This window comes from Clostridium sp. YIM B02569 (assembly GCF_022320765.1).
In the GTDB taxonomy this organism is placed as follows: Bacteria; Bacillota; Clostridia; order Clostridiales; family Clostridiaceae; genus Clostridium; species Clostridium beijerinckii.
Genome location: NZ_JAKJJX010000006.1, coordinates 1 through 17,816 on the forward strand (window position 1 = coordinate 1; position 17,816 = coordinate 17,816).

21 protein-coding genes are annotated in these 17,816 nt (G+C 28.5%); 15 read left to right on the top strand and 6 right to left on the bottom strand.

Annotated elements, in window-relative coordinates; genetic code table 11:
- Nucleotides 1–98: 98 nt before the first annotated feature.
- From L3B96_RS06980 to L3B96_RS06995, 4 genes are all read left to right on the top strand, one after another.
- Nucleotides 99–608, top strand: a complete 510-nt coding sequence (locus tag L3B96_RS06980; RefSeq protein WP_238859654.1) for a DUF5673 domain-containing protein — start codon at nt 99–101, stop codon at nt 606–608.
- A gap of 227 nt (nt 609–835) precedes the next feature.
- Nucleotides 836–1,168, top strand: a complete 333-nt coding sequence (locus tag L3B96_RS06985; RefSeq protein WP_238859656.1) for a hypothetical protein — start codon at nt 836–838, stop codon at nt 1,166–1,168.
- 119 nt (nt 1,169–1,287) lie between these two features.
- Nucleotides 1,288–1,887 (top strand): sugar O-acetyltransferase, encoded by a 600-nt coding sequence (locus tag L3B96_RS06990; RefSeq protein WP_238859658.1) that lies wholly within the window; start codon nt 1,288–1,290, stop codon nt 1,885–1,887.
- Between the two features lie 150 nt (nt 1,888–2,037).
- The gene (locus tag L3B96_RS06995; RefSeq protein ID WP_173712182.1) at nt 2,038–2,325 is read left to right on the top strand and encodes a YciI family protein; all 288 of its coding nucleotides are present in this window, start codon (nt 2,038–2,040) and stop codon (nt 2,323–2,325) included.
- Nucleotides 2,326–2,590: 265 nt separating this feature from the next.
- On the opposite strand, the gene L3B96_RS07000 is transcribed toward L3B96_RS06995, so the two are convergent.
- Together L3B96_RS07000 and L3B96_RS07005 are read right to left on the bottom strand one after the other, a co-directional pair.
- Entirely contained in the window at nt 2,591–3,037 is a 447-nt protein-coding gene (locus L3B96_RS07000) for a DUF6097 family protein (protein WP_041898851.1), read from the bottom strand.
- Between the two features lie 225 nt (nt 3,038–3,262).
- Nucleotides 3,263–4,129 (bottom strand): LysR family transcriptional regulator, encoded by an 867-nt coding sequence (locus L3B96_RS07005; RefSeq protein WP_238859666.1) that lies wholly within the window; start codon nt 4,127–4,129, stop codon nt 3,263–3,265.
- A 117-nt stretch (nt 4,130–4,246) separates the two neighbouring features.
- Here L3B96_RS07005 and L3B96_RS07010 point away from each other — a divergent pair, with 117 nt between their 5' ends.
- The 4 genes from L3B96_RS07010 (at nt 4,247) to L3B96_RS07025 (ending at nt 7,470) form a co-directional block, all read left to right on the top strand.
- Nucleotides 4,247–5,161, top strand: coding sequence for a DMT family transporter (locus L3B96_RS07010; RefSeq protein WP_041898847.1), 915 nt, complete (start codon nt 4,247–4,249; stop codon nt 5,159–5,161).
- Nucleotides 5,162–5,416: 255 nt separating this feature from the next.
- On the top strand, nt 5,417–6,010 hold the full coding sequence (gene plsY, locus L3B96_RS07015) for a glycerol-3-phosphate 1-O-acyltransferase PlsY (RefSeq protein WP_238859668.1): 594 nt from the start codon (nt 5,417–5,419) through the stop codon (nt 6,008–6,010).
- A 117-nt stretch (nt 6,011–6,127) separates the two neighbouring features.
- A complete protein-coding gene (locus tag L3B96_RS07020) occupies nt 6,128–6,583 on the top strand; it encodes a GNAT family N-acetyltransferase (RefSeq protein WP_238859670.1) in 456 nt (151 codons plus the stop codon).
- Between the two features lie 239 nt (nt 6,584–6,822).
- On the top strand, nt 6,823–7,470 hold the full coding sequence (locus L3B96_RS07025; protein WP_238859677.1) for a DUF975 family protein: 648 nt from the start codon (nt 6,823–6,825) through the stop codon (nt 7,468–7,470).
- A 147-nt stretch (nt 7,471–7,617) separates the two neighbouring features.
- On the opposite strand, the gene L3B96_RS07030 is transcribed toward L3B96_RS07025, so the two are convergent.
- The 4 genes from L3B96_RS07030 to L3B96_RS07045 all read right to left on the bottom strand — a co-directional run bounded on the left by L3B96_RS07030 (nt 7,618) and on the right by L3B96_RS07045 (nt 11,248).
- Nucleotides 7,618–8,358, bottom strand: a complete 741-nt coding sequence (locus tag L3B96_RS07030) for an acetoacetate decarboxylase (protein WP_238859680.1) — start codon at nt 8,356–8,358, stop codon at nt 7,618–7,620.
- 72 nt (nt 8,359–8,430) lie between these two features.
- The gene (locus tag L3B96_RS07035; RefSeq protein ID WP_238859689.1) at nt 8,431–9,096 is read right to left on the bottom strand and encodes a 3-oxoacid CoA-transferase subunit B; all 666 of its coding nucleotides are present in this window, start codon (nt 9,094–9,096) and stop codon (nt 8,431–8,433) included.
- Nucleotides 9,097–9,750, bottom strand: coding sequence for a 3-oxoacid CoA-transferase subunit A (locus tag L3B96_RS07040; protein WP_041898836.1), 654 nt, complete (start codon nt 9,748–9,750; stop codon nt 9,097–9,099). It lies immediately after the preceding gene.
- A 91-nt stretch (nt 9,751–9,841) separates the two neighbouring features.
- The gene (locus L3B96_RS07045) at nt 9,842–11,248 is read right to left on the bottom strand and encodes an aldehyde dehydrogenase family protein (RefSeq protein ID WP_238859690.1); all 1,407 of its coding nucleotides are present in this window, start codon (nt 11,246–11,248) and stop codon (nt 9,842–9,844) included.
- A gap of 566 nt (nt 11,249–11,814) precedes the next feature.
- On the opposite strand from L3B96_RS07045, the gene L3B96_RS07050 reads away from it, so the two are divergent.
- The 7 genes from L3B96_RS07050 to L3B96_RS07080 all read left to right on the top strand — a co-directional run bounded on the left by L3B96_RS07050 (nt 11,815) and on the right by L3B96_RS07080 (nt 17,808).
- Complete coding sequence (locus L3B96_RS07050) at nt 11,815–12,459, top strand: tRNA-uridine aminocarboxypropyltransferase (protein WP_238859691.1); 645 nt, start codon at nt 11,815–11,817, stop codon at nt 12,457–12,459.
- 1,064 nt (nt 12,460–13,523) lie between these two features.
- Nucleotides 13,524–13,916, top strand: a complete 393-nt coding sequence (locus tag L3B96_RS07055; RefSeq protein ID WP_077831596.1) for a hypothetical protein — start codon at nt 13,524–13,526, stop codon at nt 13,914–13,916.
- 249 nt (nt 13,917–14,165) lie between these two features.
- On the top strand, nt 14,166–14,744 hold the full coding sequence (locus L3B96_RS07060; RefSeq protein WP_238859692.1) for a DJ-1/PfpI family protein: 579 nt from the start codon (nt 14,166–14,168) through the stop codon (nt 14,742–14,744).
- Between the two features lie 82 nt (nt 14,745–14,826).
- Nucleotides 14,827–15,147, top strand: a complete 321-nt coding sequence (locus L3B96_RS07065) for a hypothetical protein (protein WP_238859694.1) — start codon at nt 14,827–14,829, stop codon at nt 15,145–15,147.
- A 120-nt stretch (nt 15,148–15,267) separates the two neighbouring features.
- Nucleotides 15,268–15,519, top strand: a complete 252-nt coding sequence (locus tag L3B96_RS07070) for a dihydroxyacetone kinase (RefSeq protein WP_038457840.1) — start codon at nt 15,268–15,270, stop codon at nt 15,517–15,519.
- A 254-nt stretch (nt 15,520–15,773) separates the two neighbouring features.
- Entirely contained in the window at nt 15,774–16,889 is a 1,116-nt protein-coding gene (locus L3B96_RS07075; protein ID WP_238859696.1) for a helix-turn-helix transcriptional regulator, read from the top strand.
- A gap of 1 nt (nt 16,890) precedes the next feature.
- Complete coding sequence (locus L3B96_RS07080; RefSeq protein ID WP_238860103.1) at nt 16,891–17,808, top strand: ABC transporter ATP-binding protein; 918 nt, start codon at nt 16,891–16,893, stop codon at nt 17,806–17,808.
- The last annotated feature ends 8 nt before the right edge of the window (nt 17,809–17,816 follow it).

Genomic DNA, 17,816 nt, shown 5'->3' on the forward strand with positions numbered 1-17,816 from the left:
AGGATTTATCATAAATGTTTTTTTATTTTATTCAGTTGTAAAATTATTCAAGCATTTTTGCACTATTATAGTAATAATGTTTAATTTTAAGCGATGGGGTGTATCACTTGAGTAAGTTTTATGGATTTTCAATTCTTAGCATATTACTATTTATAATTGGAACATGGATGTTATTAAAAGATTTATATACATCATATACTCACGGTAGAAATATTGTAAAAGTAAATAAAGGAATAGGATTAGCTATTCTTTGGGGGGGATTATTAATAGTTTGGTGTATGTTATCGTGGAAGGATGCAAAACTTTATGTTAGATATGAAAATGATAATATTATTGAGAGTGTTTTTACTAATATATTTTGGATAGAATTTTCAATCTCTAATATAATAAAAGCATTAAAGAGTTCAGGAATAAGAGAAAATGGAATATATATATCAGGAGATTTTTATAAGTGGCCTAAGGTCAAGAGTTATAATTGGATAGCACCAAATATAATTGAATTTAAAGTTAAAGCCTTTTTCAAAAGTAATTCAAGTCTTGAACTTACAATAAATGAAGAAGTTAAGGCAGAAGTAGAAGAAGTGATTCAAAGAAATATTGCGTTATAGTTTTTTAGATTAATAAAAACAAAATATTCATTAGATTAGATGCCGCATTAGTTGAATGGAAGAATGGGGTGTTTTTTATATTTTATGTGTAGATTTGATGTAGCAATTGATATAAAATATTTTTTTAAAAATTTAATAATTATATGTTCATAAAATACATTGTAATTAATTTTTATGTGGCAAATTATTGTAAGATTCTAAATTCTATAGTTTTGGGAGGAAATAAAATGAAAGAAAGACTAAAAATAATTTATATTACATTTGCTGTGATATTTTCGATTTTTATATTATGTTATGTTGGTTTTCTAGCTCCTTATAATTTAAAGGAGTTAATAAATATAAATATTCAAAGTTTTAGTAAGGATCATGCTGGAGTGTTAAGTGAATACTTTGAGAACTATACAGTAAGTAAAGTAAAATATTTAGGGAATAAATCTTATGAAGTATTCACTGATAAGGGAGATTTTATTGTAATTGCAGATTATTCTGATAACAACTTTTGGAAATACAAAATATTTAAATATGAGGATGAATATCAGTATTTTTCAAACCGTATGTAATATTTTAAGTAACTTATCTTTTTAATTTGTGAAGCAATTTAAAACTGAACAATTTGGAATTTATAAAATATGCTACAATTAAATAAAAGATAAATCATAATTTGAAAGGAATTAAAATAATGGATTTTAAAGAAATTATGAAACAAAATAGAGGATATTGCTCAAAGCACACAGATATGCCATCAGAGTTACAACTAAAAGCGAAAGAATTATGCTGGGAATATAATCAGACTAGACCATCAGAAAAAGAAAAGAGAAGTAATATTTTAAAAGAATTGCTTGGAACTTGCCATCCGCTAACATTTATTGAGCCGTCATTTCGTTGCGATTATGGTTTTAATATACATACCAATGGGCTTGCTGTGATTAATTATAATTGTGTAATATTGGATACATCACCAGTTTACATTGGTGCAAATGCATTTATAGCTCCTGGAGTTTGTTTGGCTTGCTCGGGACATGCTGTATTTCCAACACAAAGGGCAGAAGGGATTGGAACCTCAAAACCTATTAAAATAGAAGATGATGTATGGATTGGTGCTAATGCAACTGTATGCGGTGGAGTTACTATAGGAAAAGGTAGCATTATTGGTGCAGGAAGCGTAGTAAATAAAGATATTCCAGCAGGAGTAATTGCAGTAGGAAATCCTTGCAGAGTATTACGGAAGATTACAGAAGAAGATATAATTAACTTGTCAGTTGAGCAAGGCAATTTCTAATTTGTAGAGTTTACTATATTTTTTTGCAATAATAAAACAAATGTGCAGGTAGAAGTTTAAATAATGTAATTTGAAAAGTTAATAGTGCGATATTTACAAGTATGTTATAATTTATAAAACAAATTGTAATTTAGACTTGGGGGAAAGAAAATGTTTATAGTAAATTTAACTTATGTTAAACCACTAGAAGAGGTTGAAAAGTATTTGGAAGATCATATTACGTTCTTAAACAAATACTATGCTAGCAACAATTTTATCTGTTCAGGGAGAAAAAATCCTAGAGATGGTGGAATAATTTTATGCATTGCAAAAAATAAAGAAGAGGTAAATGAGATTATTAGTGAAGATCCATTTTATAAAAATGGAGTTGCTAATTATGATGTAATAGAATTCCAACCAACAAAGTATTCTGAAGGTTTTAAGGAGTTTGTTGAGTAAAGTTTACTTTATAGATTAAGATAACTCTTAAAAAAATAAATAAGAATTTTAAATATCACATTATTCAAAATAATAAATGGGTAATGTGATATTTACTATTTATGTTAGAATTAATTACAATAGAAATTAGTTAAGAACTAGATATTTTCTATTTTTACTTGAGGAGATGGGATATTATAATACGCCAATAATCATAAAGAATATTGGCGTGAATTTTATAAATATATGATAATAAATAAAATTCATAAAAATATAATTTATTTTGTTAAAATGTTATTTCTTCTATCGTGAGCTTTCTTTTCAATTCAGGATAAATGTTATAGTAAAGATTCTTACGCAATATAGAATGATAAATAGCAAGTACTAAAGTAATAATAATTAAAATAGCAGGTATTATATATAATATAGGATTATTTAGAAAGAATTCAAATATGTTGAATTTTCCATCAATCCACTTACCATATATATAAGCTACTAAAATTATAAGAAGAACTGGAAAGGCAAAAATTCCTGATAGAATGTTGACGGTATTCATTTTTTTATGAGTAGATTGAAAGCAATTTTCCCCAATATAGCGTTCTAACAAAAAGCATTGCTTATCAAAGGAATCACTTTTTTGAACTTGAAGATCTTTTTTAGTAATATGCTTATGTAAAATATCTAATTGAGCACTGAATTCTAAAGTTTCATTTAAAATCTTTCCGAAATTCATAAACACACCTCCTAGAAATATTTTTTACAATTGCGCAATTTGATAACCTATATTGTATCAGGGGAGGATAATTATGTCAATGAATGATGATAGGAATTTCAGGAGAAGGTAAAATCGGAATTATAAGAGATTAATTTAGATATAAGTTAATAACTATAATTAATTAGCATTGTATTTAGTTGTCAAAAGTGCGTTATAAGCCTATTTACTTACGAAGAAAATAGACTAAGTATAAGAAAATTCCTTTACTATTTGGATAAAAGACAAAGCAGCTGGAGATGCCGTATTAAATGATTTAATCAAAATACCGATTGTCCTGGAATATTCAGGAGTTAATTTTATAATCTCTAATTTAAAAGTATTAAAATTCAATGCCATTTTAGGAACTATTGATATTCCTATCCCTTTATTAACCATAGCTAAAATAGCGTTATTATCTTCAATTTCAAACTTTATATTAGGATAAATATCATTTTCTTTAAAAATGTCTTTAATAAGTAAATCACATCCAGACTTCGGCATTATGAATGGCTGTAATTCAATTTCTTTAATAGAAATTGTTTCTTTTAAACCTAAAGGATTCTCTTTATTTGTAACAACAATTAAATCATCTTTCCACAAAGGAAAAAATTCTAGTCCCTTAGGGCAAATCGCAGAAAAACCCAAATCTATTGTTCCGTCAGAAATCCATTTTTCAATTTCAGTATAAGTGCCTTCAAAAATTTCCAAATCTATGTTAGGATATCTCTTTTGATAATTTAAAATTATATCAGGTAATATCTTAGAAGAAGCACTTGGAAAACAGCCCACCTTTAATATTCCAGATTCAATACCTAATATAGATCTAGCTTCTTGTTTTATTAATTCAGTCTTATTTAAAATATCTAAAGCATATTCAAATATTCTTTTTCCTTCAGCTGTCAGACTTATCCCACTACGATTTCTATATAAAAGTGTAAAACCAAGTTCATTCTCAAATGAAGATATAACATGGCTAATAGCTGATTGAGTAAGGGATAATTTTTGCCCTGCCTTTGTAAAGCTGCCTGTTTTAGATACTTGAACAAAAACTTCAAATTGTTGAAGTGTCATATTAAAACCTTCTTTCATGAAAAATATTCATATTAATTATTATAAACATTAATTTTACTAATTTATAGAGTGATAATATAATTAAATAGAAATATTACATAGAAGGAGTGGGATTTTTTGGCTAACAAAAAAATTTATACAAATGGGAAATTTGTTGCTATTATTGCAACCTTATGTTGTTTATTATGGGGGAGTGCTTATCCAGCAATAAAGAATGGATATTTATTATTTAATATAAATTCTAATGATATTCCATCAAAGCTTTTATTTGCAGGGTATAGATTTATATTAGCAGGAATATTTATATTTATCATTGCTAAATTATATGGAAAAACTGTATTTAACATTTCTAAAAGAAACATTTCTAGATTATTTATTTTAGGAATAAGCCAAACAACGCTACAATATATCTTTTTTTATATAGGATTAGCTAATACTACAGGTGTTAAAGGATCAATAATGAATTCTACAGTAGCATTTTTTAGTGTTATATTAGCCCATTATATATATGCGAATGATAAATTGACAAAGAAAAAGAGTATTGGATGTGTCATAGGTTTTATAGGAGTTATAATAGTAAATTTCAATACTGAGTTTTTGGAATTTTCTTTCACTTTAAATGGGGATGGATTTGTTATAATTGCAGCTCTTGTTTTTTCAGTTACAGCTATTTATTCAAAGAAACTTACTGAAGACTTAGATGTTATGATTATAACGGGACATAGTCTTTTCATTGGAGGAATTCTGTTAGTATTACTAGGATGGCTTTCTGGTGGACAAGTATATAGTTTTTCATTACTATCTTCACTAATATTAATTTATCTAGCTTTACTATCATCAGTTGCATTTACATTATGGAATATGCTATTAAAATATAATAAGGTCGGACCGATATCGGTTTATAATTTTCTAACTCCTATTTTCGGTTCTATACTTTCTGCAATTTTTCTAGGCGAAACTATTTTAGAATTTAAAAATATAATTGCTCTTATATTTGTGTGCATAGGAATATGGCTTGTTAACAAAATATAATTTTGGATTTGTCTATTAATTTTATGAATAATATTAATGCAATTGTTAATCCTATCATATTAAATCCAATACTAACTTCATAGTATTCTTACTATATAAGAACAATTAAATTCTTCAATATTATTTAATCAAAAAGAAGTGTGTTATAATTTAGGAATATATTTTTTAAAGTAGATTTTAATAATATTTATTTTAGAAAATTAAAAAGAAAGTATATTTGAAGTTTAATTTTGCTTCAATAGTTAGGGAGAATATATGATTATTATTTTATCAATTATAGTATCTTTTTTATGTGGTTCAATTCCTACAGGATACTTAATTATCAAAAAGTTGCATGGAATTGATATAAGGACCAAAGGTAGTGGGAATATAGGATCTACCAATGTTAATAGAGTAGCAGGACGTAAAATATCTATTATTACTCAAATAGTGGATATTTCAAAAGGTATAATTCCTGTAGCTTTAGGAATTTGTTTAGCAAAGATTTTTGAACTACAGATATCAATGGATACTTATCTTTCGATTATTGCTATAGCGGTAATTTTGGGACACGATTTTACACCATTCCTAGGATTTAATGGTGGGAAGGGCGTTAATACAACTATTGGTGCATTCTTTGTAATTGTACCAATTCCAACATTGGTTGGAGTTGCAGTTCATTTTATATTGCGTTTATTTACAAGTATAGTTTCTATAAGGTCAATTGCAATAGGGATAACAATACCTTTAATGTGTATAATTATGAGAGCACCTGTTTCAATAATAGTAAGTAGTTTAATAGCATGTGTTTTAATGATATATAAACATAAAGATAATTTAATAAGACTTTTACATAATGAAGAAAAATAATCTTAAATTATCATTAATAACTAGAGAATAGATTTACCACTATTTACAATACTGTTATAATTTGTTTATATAGCAAGTTAGTTTGTATTAAATATTAATTGAGTAGTGGGAGGGGTTATGAATATTTCTATTGTTGAAAAGGGAATAAAGGAAATTGAGTTAATGAAACCATTATGGGAACAACTTAATTCTATTCACTATAATAAATCTGTGCACTTTAAGGAGAAATATGAAAGATTTACTTTTGACAAAAGAATAGAATCTATTTGCAAAAAGGCTAAAAACGGTGTTGTTAAGTTTGATATGCTTCTAGACAATGAAACGGGAAGTTATGTAGGATATTGTTTAAGCTCAATTGAAAATAACTTAGGGGAAATAGAATCGATATTTATTGATAAAAAGTATAGAAAGTTTAAGTTAGGAGACAAGCTTATGAGAAATGCTTTAGGCTGGTTTGAATCTAACGCTATAGCAGATATTCAAATTAATGTGGTATATGCCAATGATGAAGCATTACCTTTCTACAGTAATTATGGTTTTAAAATTGGAAATTACATTTTGAAAAGGACGTGATTCTAAAAACTTACAGTCTTGTATTTATAAAAGTGCAATTGGATTGTAAATTTATATATCACATTGCGTGAAATTAGGAATATGATATTTTATACAAAAGTTCAGAATATGTAGTAGTATTAGTGGCACTAGAAATAATTAAATTTGAACTCAATCAATAGCAGGTTAGTAGAAAAATATTTTATAGAGATCGATAGTCTAGTTTATTATTAATTTGAGAGAAGTTTAGAGGGAGATATATGGATATTGAGAGTAAAGAAATAAGAAAAAGTGCAAGATACAGTTTGAAAGGTAATTGGAAGATTGGAATATTAAGTACGCTAGTGTACAGTGGTGCAGGTATTATAGGAGGCTTATTTCAAGATTCTAGTGTTATATGGAATTTGATATTAGAAATTATATTTGGTGCATTATTTACATTTGGATATTTTAGTATAATATTAAACATAGTTAGAGGAGAACAAGTTAATTTTTCAGATATATTTACTGGCACAAAGAAATTCACTAAAGCATTAGGAATTACGCTAGCAGTAAATATTCTTACACTATTATGGTCATTATTATTAATAATCCCTGGTATAATAGCAGCTGCAAAATATTCTATGACATACTATATATGGGCTGATAATCCTAATATAAGCATTCAAGAAGCAATTGATAGAAGTATTAAAATGACAGATGGACACATTTCAGAAATATTTTGGTTATATATAAGTTTTATAGGATGGAGCTTATTAGTAATAGTTCCAGCAGCAGCTATAAAATATTGGCATCCCGAATATTTTGATGTATTTATGTCTTTTGGAATGATTTTTGTAAATGTGTATGTTAATGTATCCTTTGGATCTTTATACACTAAGTTACTTCAAGAAGGGCAGAGAGATTAATTTTAAATTTCTCTAGTTTTTTTATTATTAATGCCTAGGTAAATAAGATATAAGAAAAACGACAGTACTTTTGCAGATACTGCCGTTTTTATATATATTTTAATGATTTAGAGATTAGAATATGGGTTTTAATTTTGCTATCATTTTTTAACTTTTGGAAAGATAATCATGTACAACCTTAGGTGTTCCAAGAGTTAAATCTGTTAGGATATGAGATGCTGATACAATCTCTAATACAGGTAAATCAGCAAGAGGAGCTAGTGCATGGCTAAATAATTGTAGACGTGCACTTCCAGTCCAAGCACCATGAATAGTTATATCAGTATTTTTTGCACATATTAGTTCACAAATTCTTGGCTTACCATCGTAACCTTGAATGATTTTTAGCATAAAATTGGGTCTTGCAATTTGAGCATAGGCTTCTTTAAGATCTAGAGGCTCGTGCTTATATCCCATTGTTGCGGTAGCTACTGGTAATGTACCATACTTAAGTGTCCCAACTAAAGTGTCTGAATCAACAAATAGCTTTGGATAGCCAAGCTTTTTTGGATAAGCGCTACTTTCTCTTCCAACAGCAATAGCAGGTTCATTATCTAGATACATCATATGCAAGTAGTCACCCTTAACACCATTATATTTTACTGGAATAGCTTGACCACATTCTGTATATGAGCCTAGTCCGGTTGTATCAGGCATGGCCATCATCTCAAATCTAACATATGCTCCATCTAATTCAAGTGGCTCTGGTACTATTTTTCGAAGAGCATCTAGATCAGTTCGATAAATAATGTTTAGATATTCTCTATTGTGAAATCTATATGGTCCTCTAGGAAACGCTGGAGCAGCAAGTGGAGTTGTAATTTGTTTAGATACTTCACTTTCTAACATAAAACAATCAACCTCTTTTCTTAGTTTTTAATACATAAGATTTTTAAAGTTATATATTTAAAATAGAATGATTCATATATCCATAATCTTTAAGTTATTTGGAATAATTAAATCTGCATCTGTTAAAAATTTTATTTCATCAATAGTTGTATCTTTATGAATTTCTTTTAAAAGTAAGCCGTCATTTGTTACATCAATTACACAAAGTTCTGTGACAATTAAATCCACCTGAGCTTTAGCAGTAAGTGGGAGAGTACATTTTTTAACGATTTTAGGTTTACTTTTTCCTGTATGTTGCATCGCCACTATTATTTTTTTTGCGCCTATTGCTAAATCCATAGCGCCACCCATACCTGGGACAATTTTATTTGGAACAATCCAGTTAGCTAAATTACCTTTTTCATCAACTTCTAGAGCACCAAGAACAGCAACATCAACATGTCCTCCTCGTATTAGTGCGAAAGACATTGAACTATCAAAAAATGAACCTTGAGGTAATAATGTTACATATTCCCCACCAGCATTTATTATATCTGGGTCATTTTCACCTGATGATGCCATTTGTGCCATACCAACCATGCCATTTTCTGATTCAAAAGTAATGTTCATTTCTTTTGGAACATAATTTGCTACTAAAGTTGGAAGTCCTATTCCAAGGTTTACGAGTTGGCCTTTTTTTAGTTCTTTTGCAACTCTTTTTGCAATTATCTCTTTTGCTAAAACTTTATCTACAATCAATTAAGCCGCCTCCTTAACGATATAATCTACTAATACGCCAGGAGTCATTATGGCATCTCTTTTTAAATCTTCACATTTAACTAAATTTTCTGCTTCAACTATAACTGTTTTTGCAGCCATTGCCATATATGGATTGAAATTTTTAGTAGCAGCTCTATAGAAGGTATTTCCAAATTCATCTACAACGCTACCTTTTATTAATGAAACATCAGCAGATAAAGGAAGTTCTAATAGATATTCTTTGCCATCGATAGTAACTTTTTTCTTACCTTCTTCAACGATAGTCCCAAGTCCAGTTGGAGTTAATACACCTCCGAGTCCAGATCCAGCTGCACGAATTCTTTCAATCAGTGTTCCTTGTGGGGAAAGCTCAACTTTAAGTTCACCAGAGCTCATTTTTTTTCCAGTTTCAGGATTAGTTCCAATATGTGAAGCAATTACTTTAGAAACTTGACCATTTACAATAAGTTTTCCTATTCCTTTATTAGGAAAAGCTGTATCATTGCTTATAATAGTCAGATTTTTTATATTTAAATCAACTAGCATATCTATAATATTTTCAGGAGTTCCACAATCTAAAAAACCCCCAACCATAATTGTCATGCCATCTTTGAAAATGCGCTTTAAATCTGTTAATTTTACTAATTTATTCATTTTAATATCTCCCTTCTAAATAGTTCTTAATATTTTGTGGGAACATTGCATATTAAAGTTATGTGAATAAATGTATAAATTTAGCAAGAAGTTAGCCGGCAAGTACACATCTTCTTTGTCTTGTAAAATTTCTTGCAGAGGTTACTCCTTCACCAGTAGATCCAGCAATAGTGAAAGTTGTAAATCCTTCAGCTTCATAACCAACACCAGCAAAAGATTTAGCATTCTTTACAAAAATAGTAGTATCAATTTCTCTTTCAAATCTATTTAGGTTGTCTATATTTTTAGAATAAATATAGGCACTATGTTTTCTATTTTGTTCTGCTATCTTTGCATATTTAATAGCTTCATCTATATCTTTAACTCTTACAATTGGTAATATTGGCATCATGAGTTCTGTCATGACAAATGGATGATTTGCATTTACTTCGCAGATTATACATTTAACATTTGAAGGAGACTCAACATCTATTTCATCTAAAAATAATTTTGCATCTTTTCCTACCCATTTTTTATTTATAGAGTATTCTTGAGTTTCATTATTTTTTTGTAATACTAAATCTATTAATTTTGATATTTGATATTCATTTATAATTACAGCATTATTTTTTAGCATGTTAGATATTAAATCATCTGCAACATTCTCAAAAACAAATACTTCTTTTTCTGCAATACAAGGTAAATTATTATCAAAAGAACAGCCTTCAATGATGCTCCTACCAGCCTTTTCTATATCAGCAGTATCATCTACAATAACTGGTGGATTTCCAGCACCAGCACCTATAGCTTTCTTACCAGAATTTAAGAGGGTTTTTACCATTCCTGGACCTCCAGTTCCGCAAAGAAGTTTTATTGAAGGATGCTTAATAATTGCATCTAGAGATTCCATAGTTGGATTTTTTATAGTTGTTACTAAATTCTCAGGACCGCCACATGAAATAATAGCTCTATTTATCATTTCGACAGCAAAAGCAACACATTTTTTAGCGCCTGGATGTCCGTTAAATACTACAGCATTTCCAGCGGCTATCATGCCTATGCTATTACATATTACAGTTTCAGTTGGATTCGTAGAAGGAGTTATTGCACCTATAACACCATATGGAGACATTTCTACAACTGTAAGACCATTATCACCTGACCAAGCAGTAGTAGTTAAATCTTCTGTACCAGGAGTATATTTAGCTACCAATTCATGTTTTAATATTTTATCCTCATATCGTCCCATATGTGTTTCTTCTAGAATCATTGTAGCCAAGACCTCTTTATTTTGTAATGCGGCCTTTCTTATCTCAGTTATGATTTTTTCTCTTTGCTCTTTTGTATAATGAAGGGATAATATCTTTTGTGCGTGTACAGCGCTGCTTATAGCATTTTCAACATTTTCGAATACTCCGAAACATGAAGAATTATCCTTGTAGTTCTTTAGAGTGGTATTTTCAACATTTGTTTTTAATTTTAAATCTTTTGTTACAGATACTAGTGTGTCTTTGATCATGACTAATCCTCCTTATGATTTAAAAATTAATAAACATTAAAAATTTTATATGAAAATTAAATTTTTATATGTTATTAAATATATGTTATCACTAAAATTTACAGAATCAACCTTTTGAACCAAAAAAGTAAATATAAGGAAGACAAAACGTTATCAAATGACAAGACTATATGATATTTTTTTTATATGGCTGTTACAGATAAATTATCGTATTATTTTGGAATTATTGTTATATATTGTTTGTAGGTAGAGTTTGTTTGGTATTTGAGTGAAATTTCGAATAAAGACTGTAATATTGTAATATAAAATAAATATTATTGATAATATTCCTTATAATTATATATTAAATGCGTAAATTTTAATAAATATAATCAATAATTCAAACAAGCATCTTAAAAAGTTCGACCTTTTATTAATAAAATATTGACATAAATCCAGAAATTAATTGGTAATTCATAGTGTAAGTGTTTTGAAAAGCAGGAAGTGATATATTGAATACATATGTTATAATCAGTTAGTAATAGCAAGAAGATATGACATACTAACTAATTAATAATGGAGGTAAAATGGAGTCTGAATTTAAAGTTAAGCAAATTACTAAGTTATATGAGAGTTGCAATAAATGTGGGTTGCCAATAATAAATTGTATCTGTAATATTGTGCCTAAAATAAAGACACAAGCAAAGATATTGATATTATCAACAGAAAGAGAATTCCGTAGGCCTTCAAATACAGCTAGATTACTGAAGTTGGCGAATCCGGAATCAACAGAGCTAATTCTTTGGGAGAGAGTAAAGGCTCCTGAAAAATTAATTGAATATATTAATAGCGATGATTATGAAATACATATATTATTCCCTATGGATGATGATGAGCCTCTAGAAAGAAAGCATAAATGCGAAGATTCAGAAAAAATTCCAGCATTTATTATCTTAGATGGCACATGGAAAGAAGCAGAGAAGATACTAAGAAAGAGCGATTACTTAAAGAAGCTTCCAAGAATATCATTAAATCCAATTAATAAATCAGAATATACTTTAAGAAAAGGTGCTTCAGAAGGAGAACTTTGCACTATCGAAGCAGCAATTGAAGTACTTAAGTTAAATTCTGAGTTTGAGAATGCACAGCTAATTAAAGGTACTTTCGATTTATTTATGAGAAGTTTTAAAGCAGGGGTTAGTGGAGTAGAGCTTAAAGATATAAATATATAAGGTTTTCAGATTGTTATTTCACTATAGATATCTAACTTTAAAACTACATTTAGGTGATGACTTACCGAAATCATAAATATTTTGATTCCGAAAAGCTATGAAAATATCGCTGAAGGTTCTAAGCCTCAGGTTGTATCCAGTTTAACATGCTCCAACTTTCATAGGGAAGCTCGACTCATTACATTCGCTGAGGAAGTTCGAGAAACCAAAATAAAATTTTGGATTCTCACTTCACAAGCTAAACTGGAACAACCTAAAGCTAAGAACCTTTAGCAGCTCATTTTCAAATGTTTTCTCCATATTATGACCCTTGCGGTTACAAATATATTTATGATTTTTAGTGAAAATATGACATTAAAGTTTTAGCAACTTTGTAAATATATCAATCTAATAAGTCGAATTATTAAATTGTTTATCCATATAAATGTACATAATTGATAGTTGCTACTTATAGAAGATATACTCGCATTATAAGCAATCTTAAAAATATTGAAGAAGTTAAGATAGAAGATCTCAAATTCATATTGTGAAGTTGGGATTTTTTTGTATAATTTTGAGATTGTATTTGATATATAGTGTTCCACAATGATATTCGAACTTATAAAATTTCAATATCACTGGTATTCATGAAATTGAAACAGTAGATATGTATTGTTATCAATATGGAACTTATATAGATAAGCCAATTATAAGTTAGATTTATATTATGAAATATATCCCAACTAGAAATGAGTAATATACTTTTGTGGAGTGTTTCATTGGTAATTATGATGGATGTGATTCTTTGGCTATAAGTTGTTCCAAATGTGCTAGTTCAAAGCTTGTTCTTTGAGGCTAGCACTTTGGGTGCAACTTTATAGCCTTAGAATCACCCATCATAATTACCTAGAAACTGGAACAAAAGTATGTTATTCATTTTGGCGAGTTATATGCATAAGTTCAGGTTTTAGTTGGGTTATCTATAAATATGCTAATAATAAAACTACATTTACAATATATGTTATAATTTATTTGTGATGGAAGTTTATTGTAAATTATTATAGAATATGGGGGAGTAAGTGAACATGAAAAGAAAATTACCTATGATAGTGATATTTATTGGAGATATGAGTTTGATTTATGCAGCCTTAATGATAATATCAATTTCACCTATGAAAAGCATTATGGAGAAGATTGGAGTTTATCCAATTCCTATATATAATTTTTTAGATGGTGCTCTTAGAGTATTAAGCGTTATATTCCTATTAACAATAGCCTATGGATATTTTAAGCTTAAGAAATGGGCATACTTAGAAATCATAATTTATAATGTATTTTTTTTAGCAGTATCTATGTTCTTTATAGCTATGAAAACAAGCAATCCGTATAATACTCCAAATATTATAGAATCACTGTTAGGACTCATAATTGCATTTCCATCTAAAAGATATTTTTTTAAAGAGGAATGTGATTCGTAATATATATTGACGTAATAAATTTATATTTAAAATTCTGGTAAGCCAAAGGTTAAGATAAGAATGATAATGTAAAAATCAAATTGAAAGGGATAATACATAAGTTAATATGTAAATTATATATCATGAAAATTTATGAGAGGCAAAGTGGTAGACTATGTTAATGTAAGAAGTATTTGATTCAAAATACATACTTCTAACTAACTAGATTATATGAAAGTTCATGAACAGGAGCAGAGGGAAGGGAATTATATGGGAAAAATATTATTTTTTATTTTTGATGAAATGACGGACTATGAAGTTACATTTATCAGTCATTTACTAAGTTCAGAGGCAGGTAAAGAAATAATTACTATCTCTTATGAAGATAAAATGATTAAAGGACGCTCTGGTTTCTTATATAAACCAGATAAATTAGTTAAATATGTCTTAAATTATGACGTAGATGGCTTGATAATTACTGGAGGATGGTATGGTGAAGTAAGAACGGAATTAATAGAGCTTATCGATAAAATGTATTTAGAGGGGAAACTAGTAGGAGGTATATGTGGAGCAGGAACCGTTTTTTTAGCAAAGTCGGGAATTTTAAATAATGTTAAGTATACTACGCCTATTAATCAATGGACACAAAAACATATTGATATATATGGAGAAAATGACCCATTTCCAAGAGAAAATTTTATTTCTGAAAGAGTCGTGAGAGATAAAAATGTAATAACTGCTCAGGGAACAGCTTTTATTGACTTTGCAATAGAAATATGTGATTGGTTCAATTTATTTGAAAGCCAAGAAGATAAGGATAATTTCGAAAAAGAAATTAAGGGATTATAAGTGGATAATTTTAGAAGAGAGACTTAATTATTGTAGAAAAGAGAGCCACTTTAAATTGAATAATATAAATAGGAGGATGATTATGAAGGAATTTATAGTATTTGGCATTATGGGTATAGCTTTTTTTATTTATAGTTTATTATGTTCTAAGAAAAGAAAAGTTATATATGCGATTAATGAATTTAATCTCGTTGTTTTAGATGATAAATATTTCGATTTACAATTAAAAACGAGTATAATAAATTCAATTATAATAATAATTGGAGCAAGCCTTACGCAAGTTCCTCAGTTAGACTCAATTAAATTAGTTCTCCCGTTCATTACCGTATTAATTTTTTGGATTATGAATTTTAGACTAAGAAAATTGGCAATAATTAAAAAGTATGCTGAGATAAAGCAATAAGTTCTTATCCAATTAAGATCATTAATAATATTATAAATTAAGGAGAGTATAAGAAATATCTGCTTTAAAGTTTATTATATTTTTAAGATCATTTATTTAAGGAGGAAGAGGAGAAAAAATATGCTTGAATATAAATTTGATACGCAATTATTAATTGAAGGAAAGAATCTTTCAGAAGATGAAATAAATGAATATATAACAAAAAACATTGAGGGAGATTCTCTGCTTGCAGTTGGAGATGATGAATTGATTAAGATTCACTTCCATACAAATACTCCATGGCAGGTGCTTGAATATTGTGCATCTCTAGGAGAGATATATGATGTTGTAATAGAAAATATGGAGCGACAAGCAAATGGACTCAAAGGCTAAAACAGTGAATTATTGAAATTAAATATAATTCTGAAAAATCCTATTATTCAAAGAAGATGATATGCTCCCTTTAAGATGGACAGATAAAAAATAAAAATCTGTTATTTTGAAAGGGAGTATTTTTATGTCTAAAAATGTGAAGTTTAAAGTTAGTAATTAAGTTTCTTGTAGGTTAACTTTTTCTACTAATATCAACTAGGAATCCATTTACGAAAAATATAGAAGCACATAAAATATTATTAGAGGTGAGGAATATGAAAAAGTTAAATATAGGAGAATGTATTGCTTATAAGAGGAAGGAGAAGGGTATAACGCAGGAGCAATTAGCAGATTATATTGGAGTTTCTAAAGCATCTGTTTCTAAATGGGAATCTGGATTAAGTTATCCTGATATCTTACTTCTTCCTGAGCTTGCGACTTACTTTAATATTTCGGTTGATGAATTATTAGGATATTCCCCGCAGCTTACAAAAGAAGATATTAAAAAGATTTATAAGGAACTTTCGCATGAATTTGCTATAAAGCCATTTGATGAAGTCACAAATAGATGTGAAAAGTTAATAAAAAAATACTATTCTTGTTTTCCTTTTTTGCTTTCAATGGCTCAATTATTAATAAATTATTCTATATTAGCAAAAACTGAGGATATAAAAAATGAAATTTTTCAGAAATGTATATTATTAAGCAAGAGAATAAAAGAAGAATCAGATAATATTTCTGAAATAAAGAGTTCAAATACCATGGAAGCATTGGCACAAATGTTATTAGGAAATAGTGAAGAAGTTATTCGATTATTGGATAATAAATTAATACCGTATAGTGGTGAGGATGTAATGCTAATTAATGCATACAAGATGCAGGGAGAAATAGATAAAGCAAATGAGGTCAATCAAATACTAGTATTTAATAATGTAATAAACATGTTAAGACTTTTAAACAACTATCTTTCAATAAATATTATGGATCGAGTTTTGTTTGAAAAAATTTATTCTCAAGGTATTCAGATCATTGAGTCTTTTAATCTTAATGAGATTTTGACAAATGATGTTTTAGGAATTCATATTGTTGCAGCACAAGGTTATTTAATGCACAAAGATAAGGAAAAGGCCATATGTGCTCTGGAGCAGTATGTAAATATTGTCTGCAAAATAAAGTTTCCATTGAAATTTAAAGGAAATGAATATTTTACTAAGGTTGATAAATGGCTTGAGGATAATAGCTATATTGGAACGAGCACTCCTGTAGATGAGACAACAATAAAGAAAAATTTTTCCTCTGCAATTACTGAAAATCCGGCATTTGTATCATTAAGAGAAGATGAAAAGTACAAATTTCTTGTTAAAAAACTGAAGAGAAAGTTGGATGAATAAAATGAATGCAATAAATATAGAGAATCTTAACAAGTCTTATGATGGAAAGATTAATGCTTTGAATGATATAAACTTGAGTATACCAAAAGGCCAGATATTTGGATTTCTTGGACCTAATGGTTCAGGAAAAACTACAACAGTTAGAATTCTTAATGGAATTCTTTCAGCAACATCTGGTCGTGCTGAAATTTTAGGGATTCCTGTTTTGGAAAATAATATTGAAATTCATAAATTATGTGGAGTTATGACTGAAAGTTCAAGTTGCTATGAGAATCTCACTGCAAAACAAAACTTAATGTTCTTTGGAAAAATGCACGGAGTTGAAGAAAATGTACTTAATGAACGTACTGATTCTATATTAAAAAGGTTGGAGCTGCTAGAGGTGAAAGATAAGAAGGTGAAATCTTTTAGTACAGGGATGAGAAAGAGAGTTTCATTAGCTATAGCATTAGTTCATAATCCCAAAATTTTATTTCTTGATGAACCAACATCTGGTTTAGATCCAGAAAACGCATTAAATGTTACAAAGCTTGTAAAGGAACTTGCAGAAGAAAACGAAGTTACAATATTTCTTTGTACCCATCAATTAAAATATGCTGAAGATATATGTACTCAGTATGGTTTTATAAACAATGGAGATATTCTTGGGGTAGGTACCTTTGATGAACTTGCTTCAAAGAAAAATGCAAAACTTCAGTTAAAAATTAGAGGAAAGAATATTTCTGATAAATTTGGATTTGTATATGAAGGTAATGATATATATAGCAAACCTATTTCAGGAGACCAAGAGGTAAATACTCTAATACAAAGCATAATGAAAGATGATGGAGAAATTTATGAGGCAATGCAGCAGAAATGGTCTTTGGAACAACTGTATTTCAAATATATAAAAGGTACATCTGATGATGTGTCTTTATAAATCAGGAG

Bases quoted from the DNA above. Each gene is read 5' to 3' on its own strand.
- L3B96_RS06985 (WP_238859656.1), top strand. From the start codon at position 836: ATGAAAGAAAGACTAAAAATAATTTATATTACATTTGCTGTGATATTT.
- L3B96_RS06990 (WP_238859658.1), top strand. From the start codon at position 1,288: ATGGATTTTAAAGAAATTATGAAACAAAATAGAGGATATTGCTCAAAG.
- L3B96_RS06995 (WP_173712182.1), top strand. From the start codon at position 2,038: ATGTTTATAGTAAATTTAACTTATGTTAAACCACTAGAAGAGGTTGAA.
- L3B96_RS07000 (WP_041898851.1), bottom strand. From the start codon at position 3,037: ATGAATTTCGGAAAGATTTTAAATGAAACTTTAGAATTCAGTGCTCAA.
- L3B96_RS07005 (WP_238859666.1), bottom strand. From the start codon at position 4,129: ATGACACTTCAACAATTTGAAGTTTTTGTTCAAGTATCTAAAACAGGC.
- plsY (WP_238859668.1), top strand. From the start codon at position 5,417: ATGATTATTATTTTATCAATTATAGTATCTTTTTTATGTGGTTCAATT.
- L3B96_RS07020 (WP_238859670.1), top strand. From the start codon at position 6,128: ATGAATATTTCTATTGTTGAAAAGGGAATAAAGGAAATTGAGTTAATG.
- L3B96_RS07025 (WP_238859677.1), top strand. From the start codon at position 6,823: ATGGATATTGAGAGTAAAGAAATAAGAAAAAGTGCAAGATACAGTTTG.
- L3B96_RS07030 (WP_238859680.1), bottom strand. From the start codon at position 8,358: ATGTTAGAAAGTGAAGTATCTAAACAAATTACAACTCCACTTGCTGCT.
- L3B96_RS07040 (WP_041898836.1), bottom strand. From the start codon at position 9,750: ATGAATAAATTAGTAAAATTAACAGATTTAAAGCGCATTTTCAAAGAT.
- L3B96_RS07045 (WP_238859690.1), bottom strand. From the start codon at position 11,248: ATGATCAAAGACACACTAGTATCTGTAACAAAAGATTTAAAATTAAAA.
- L3B96_RS07050 (WP_238859691.1), top strand. From the start codon at position 11,815: ATGGAGTCTGAATTTAAAGTTAAGCAAATTACTAAGTTATATGAGAGT.
- L3B96_RS07055 (WP_077831596.1), top strand. From the start codon at position 13,524: ATGAAAAGAAAATTACCTATGATAGTGATATTTATTGGAGATATGAGT.
- L3B96_RS07060 (WP_238859692.1), top strand. From the start codon at position 14,166: ATGGGAAAAATATTATTTTTTATTTTTGATGAAATGACGGACTATGAA.
- L3B96_RS07065 (WP_238859694.1), top strand. From the start codon at position 14,827: ATGAAGGAATTTATAGTATTTGGCATTATGGGTATAGCTTTTTTTATT.
- L3B96_RS07070 (WP_038457840.1), top strand. From the start codon at position 15,268: ATGCTTGAATATAAATTTGATACGCAATTATTAATTGAAGGAAAGAAT.
- L3B96_RS07075 (WP_238859696.1), top strand. From the start codon at position 15,774: ATGAAAAAGTTAAATATAGGAGAATGTATTGCTTATAAGAGGAAGGAG.
- L3B96_RS07080 (WP_238860103.1), top strand. From the start codon at position 16,891: ATGAATGCAATAAATATAGAGAATCTTAACAAGTCTTATGATGGAAAG.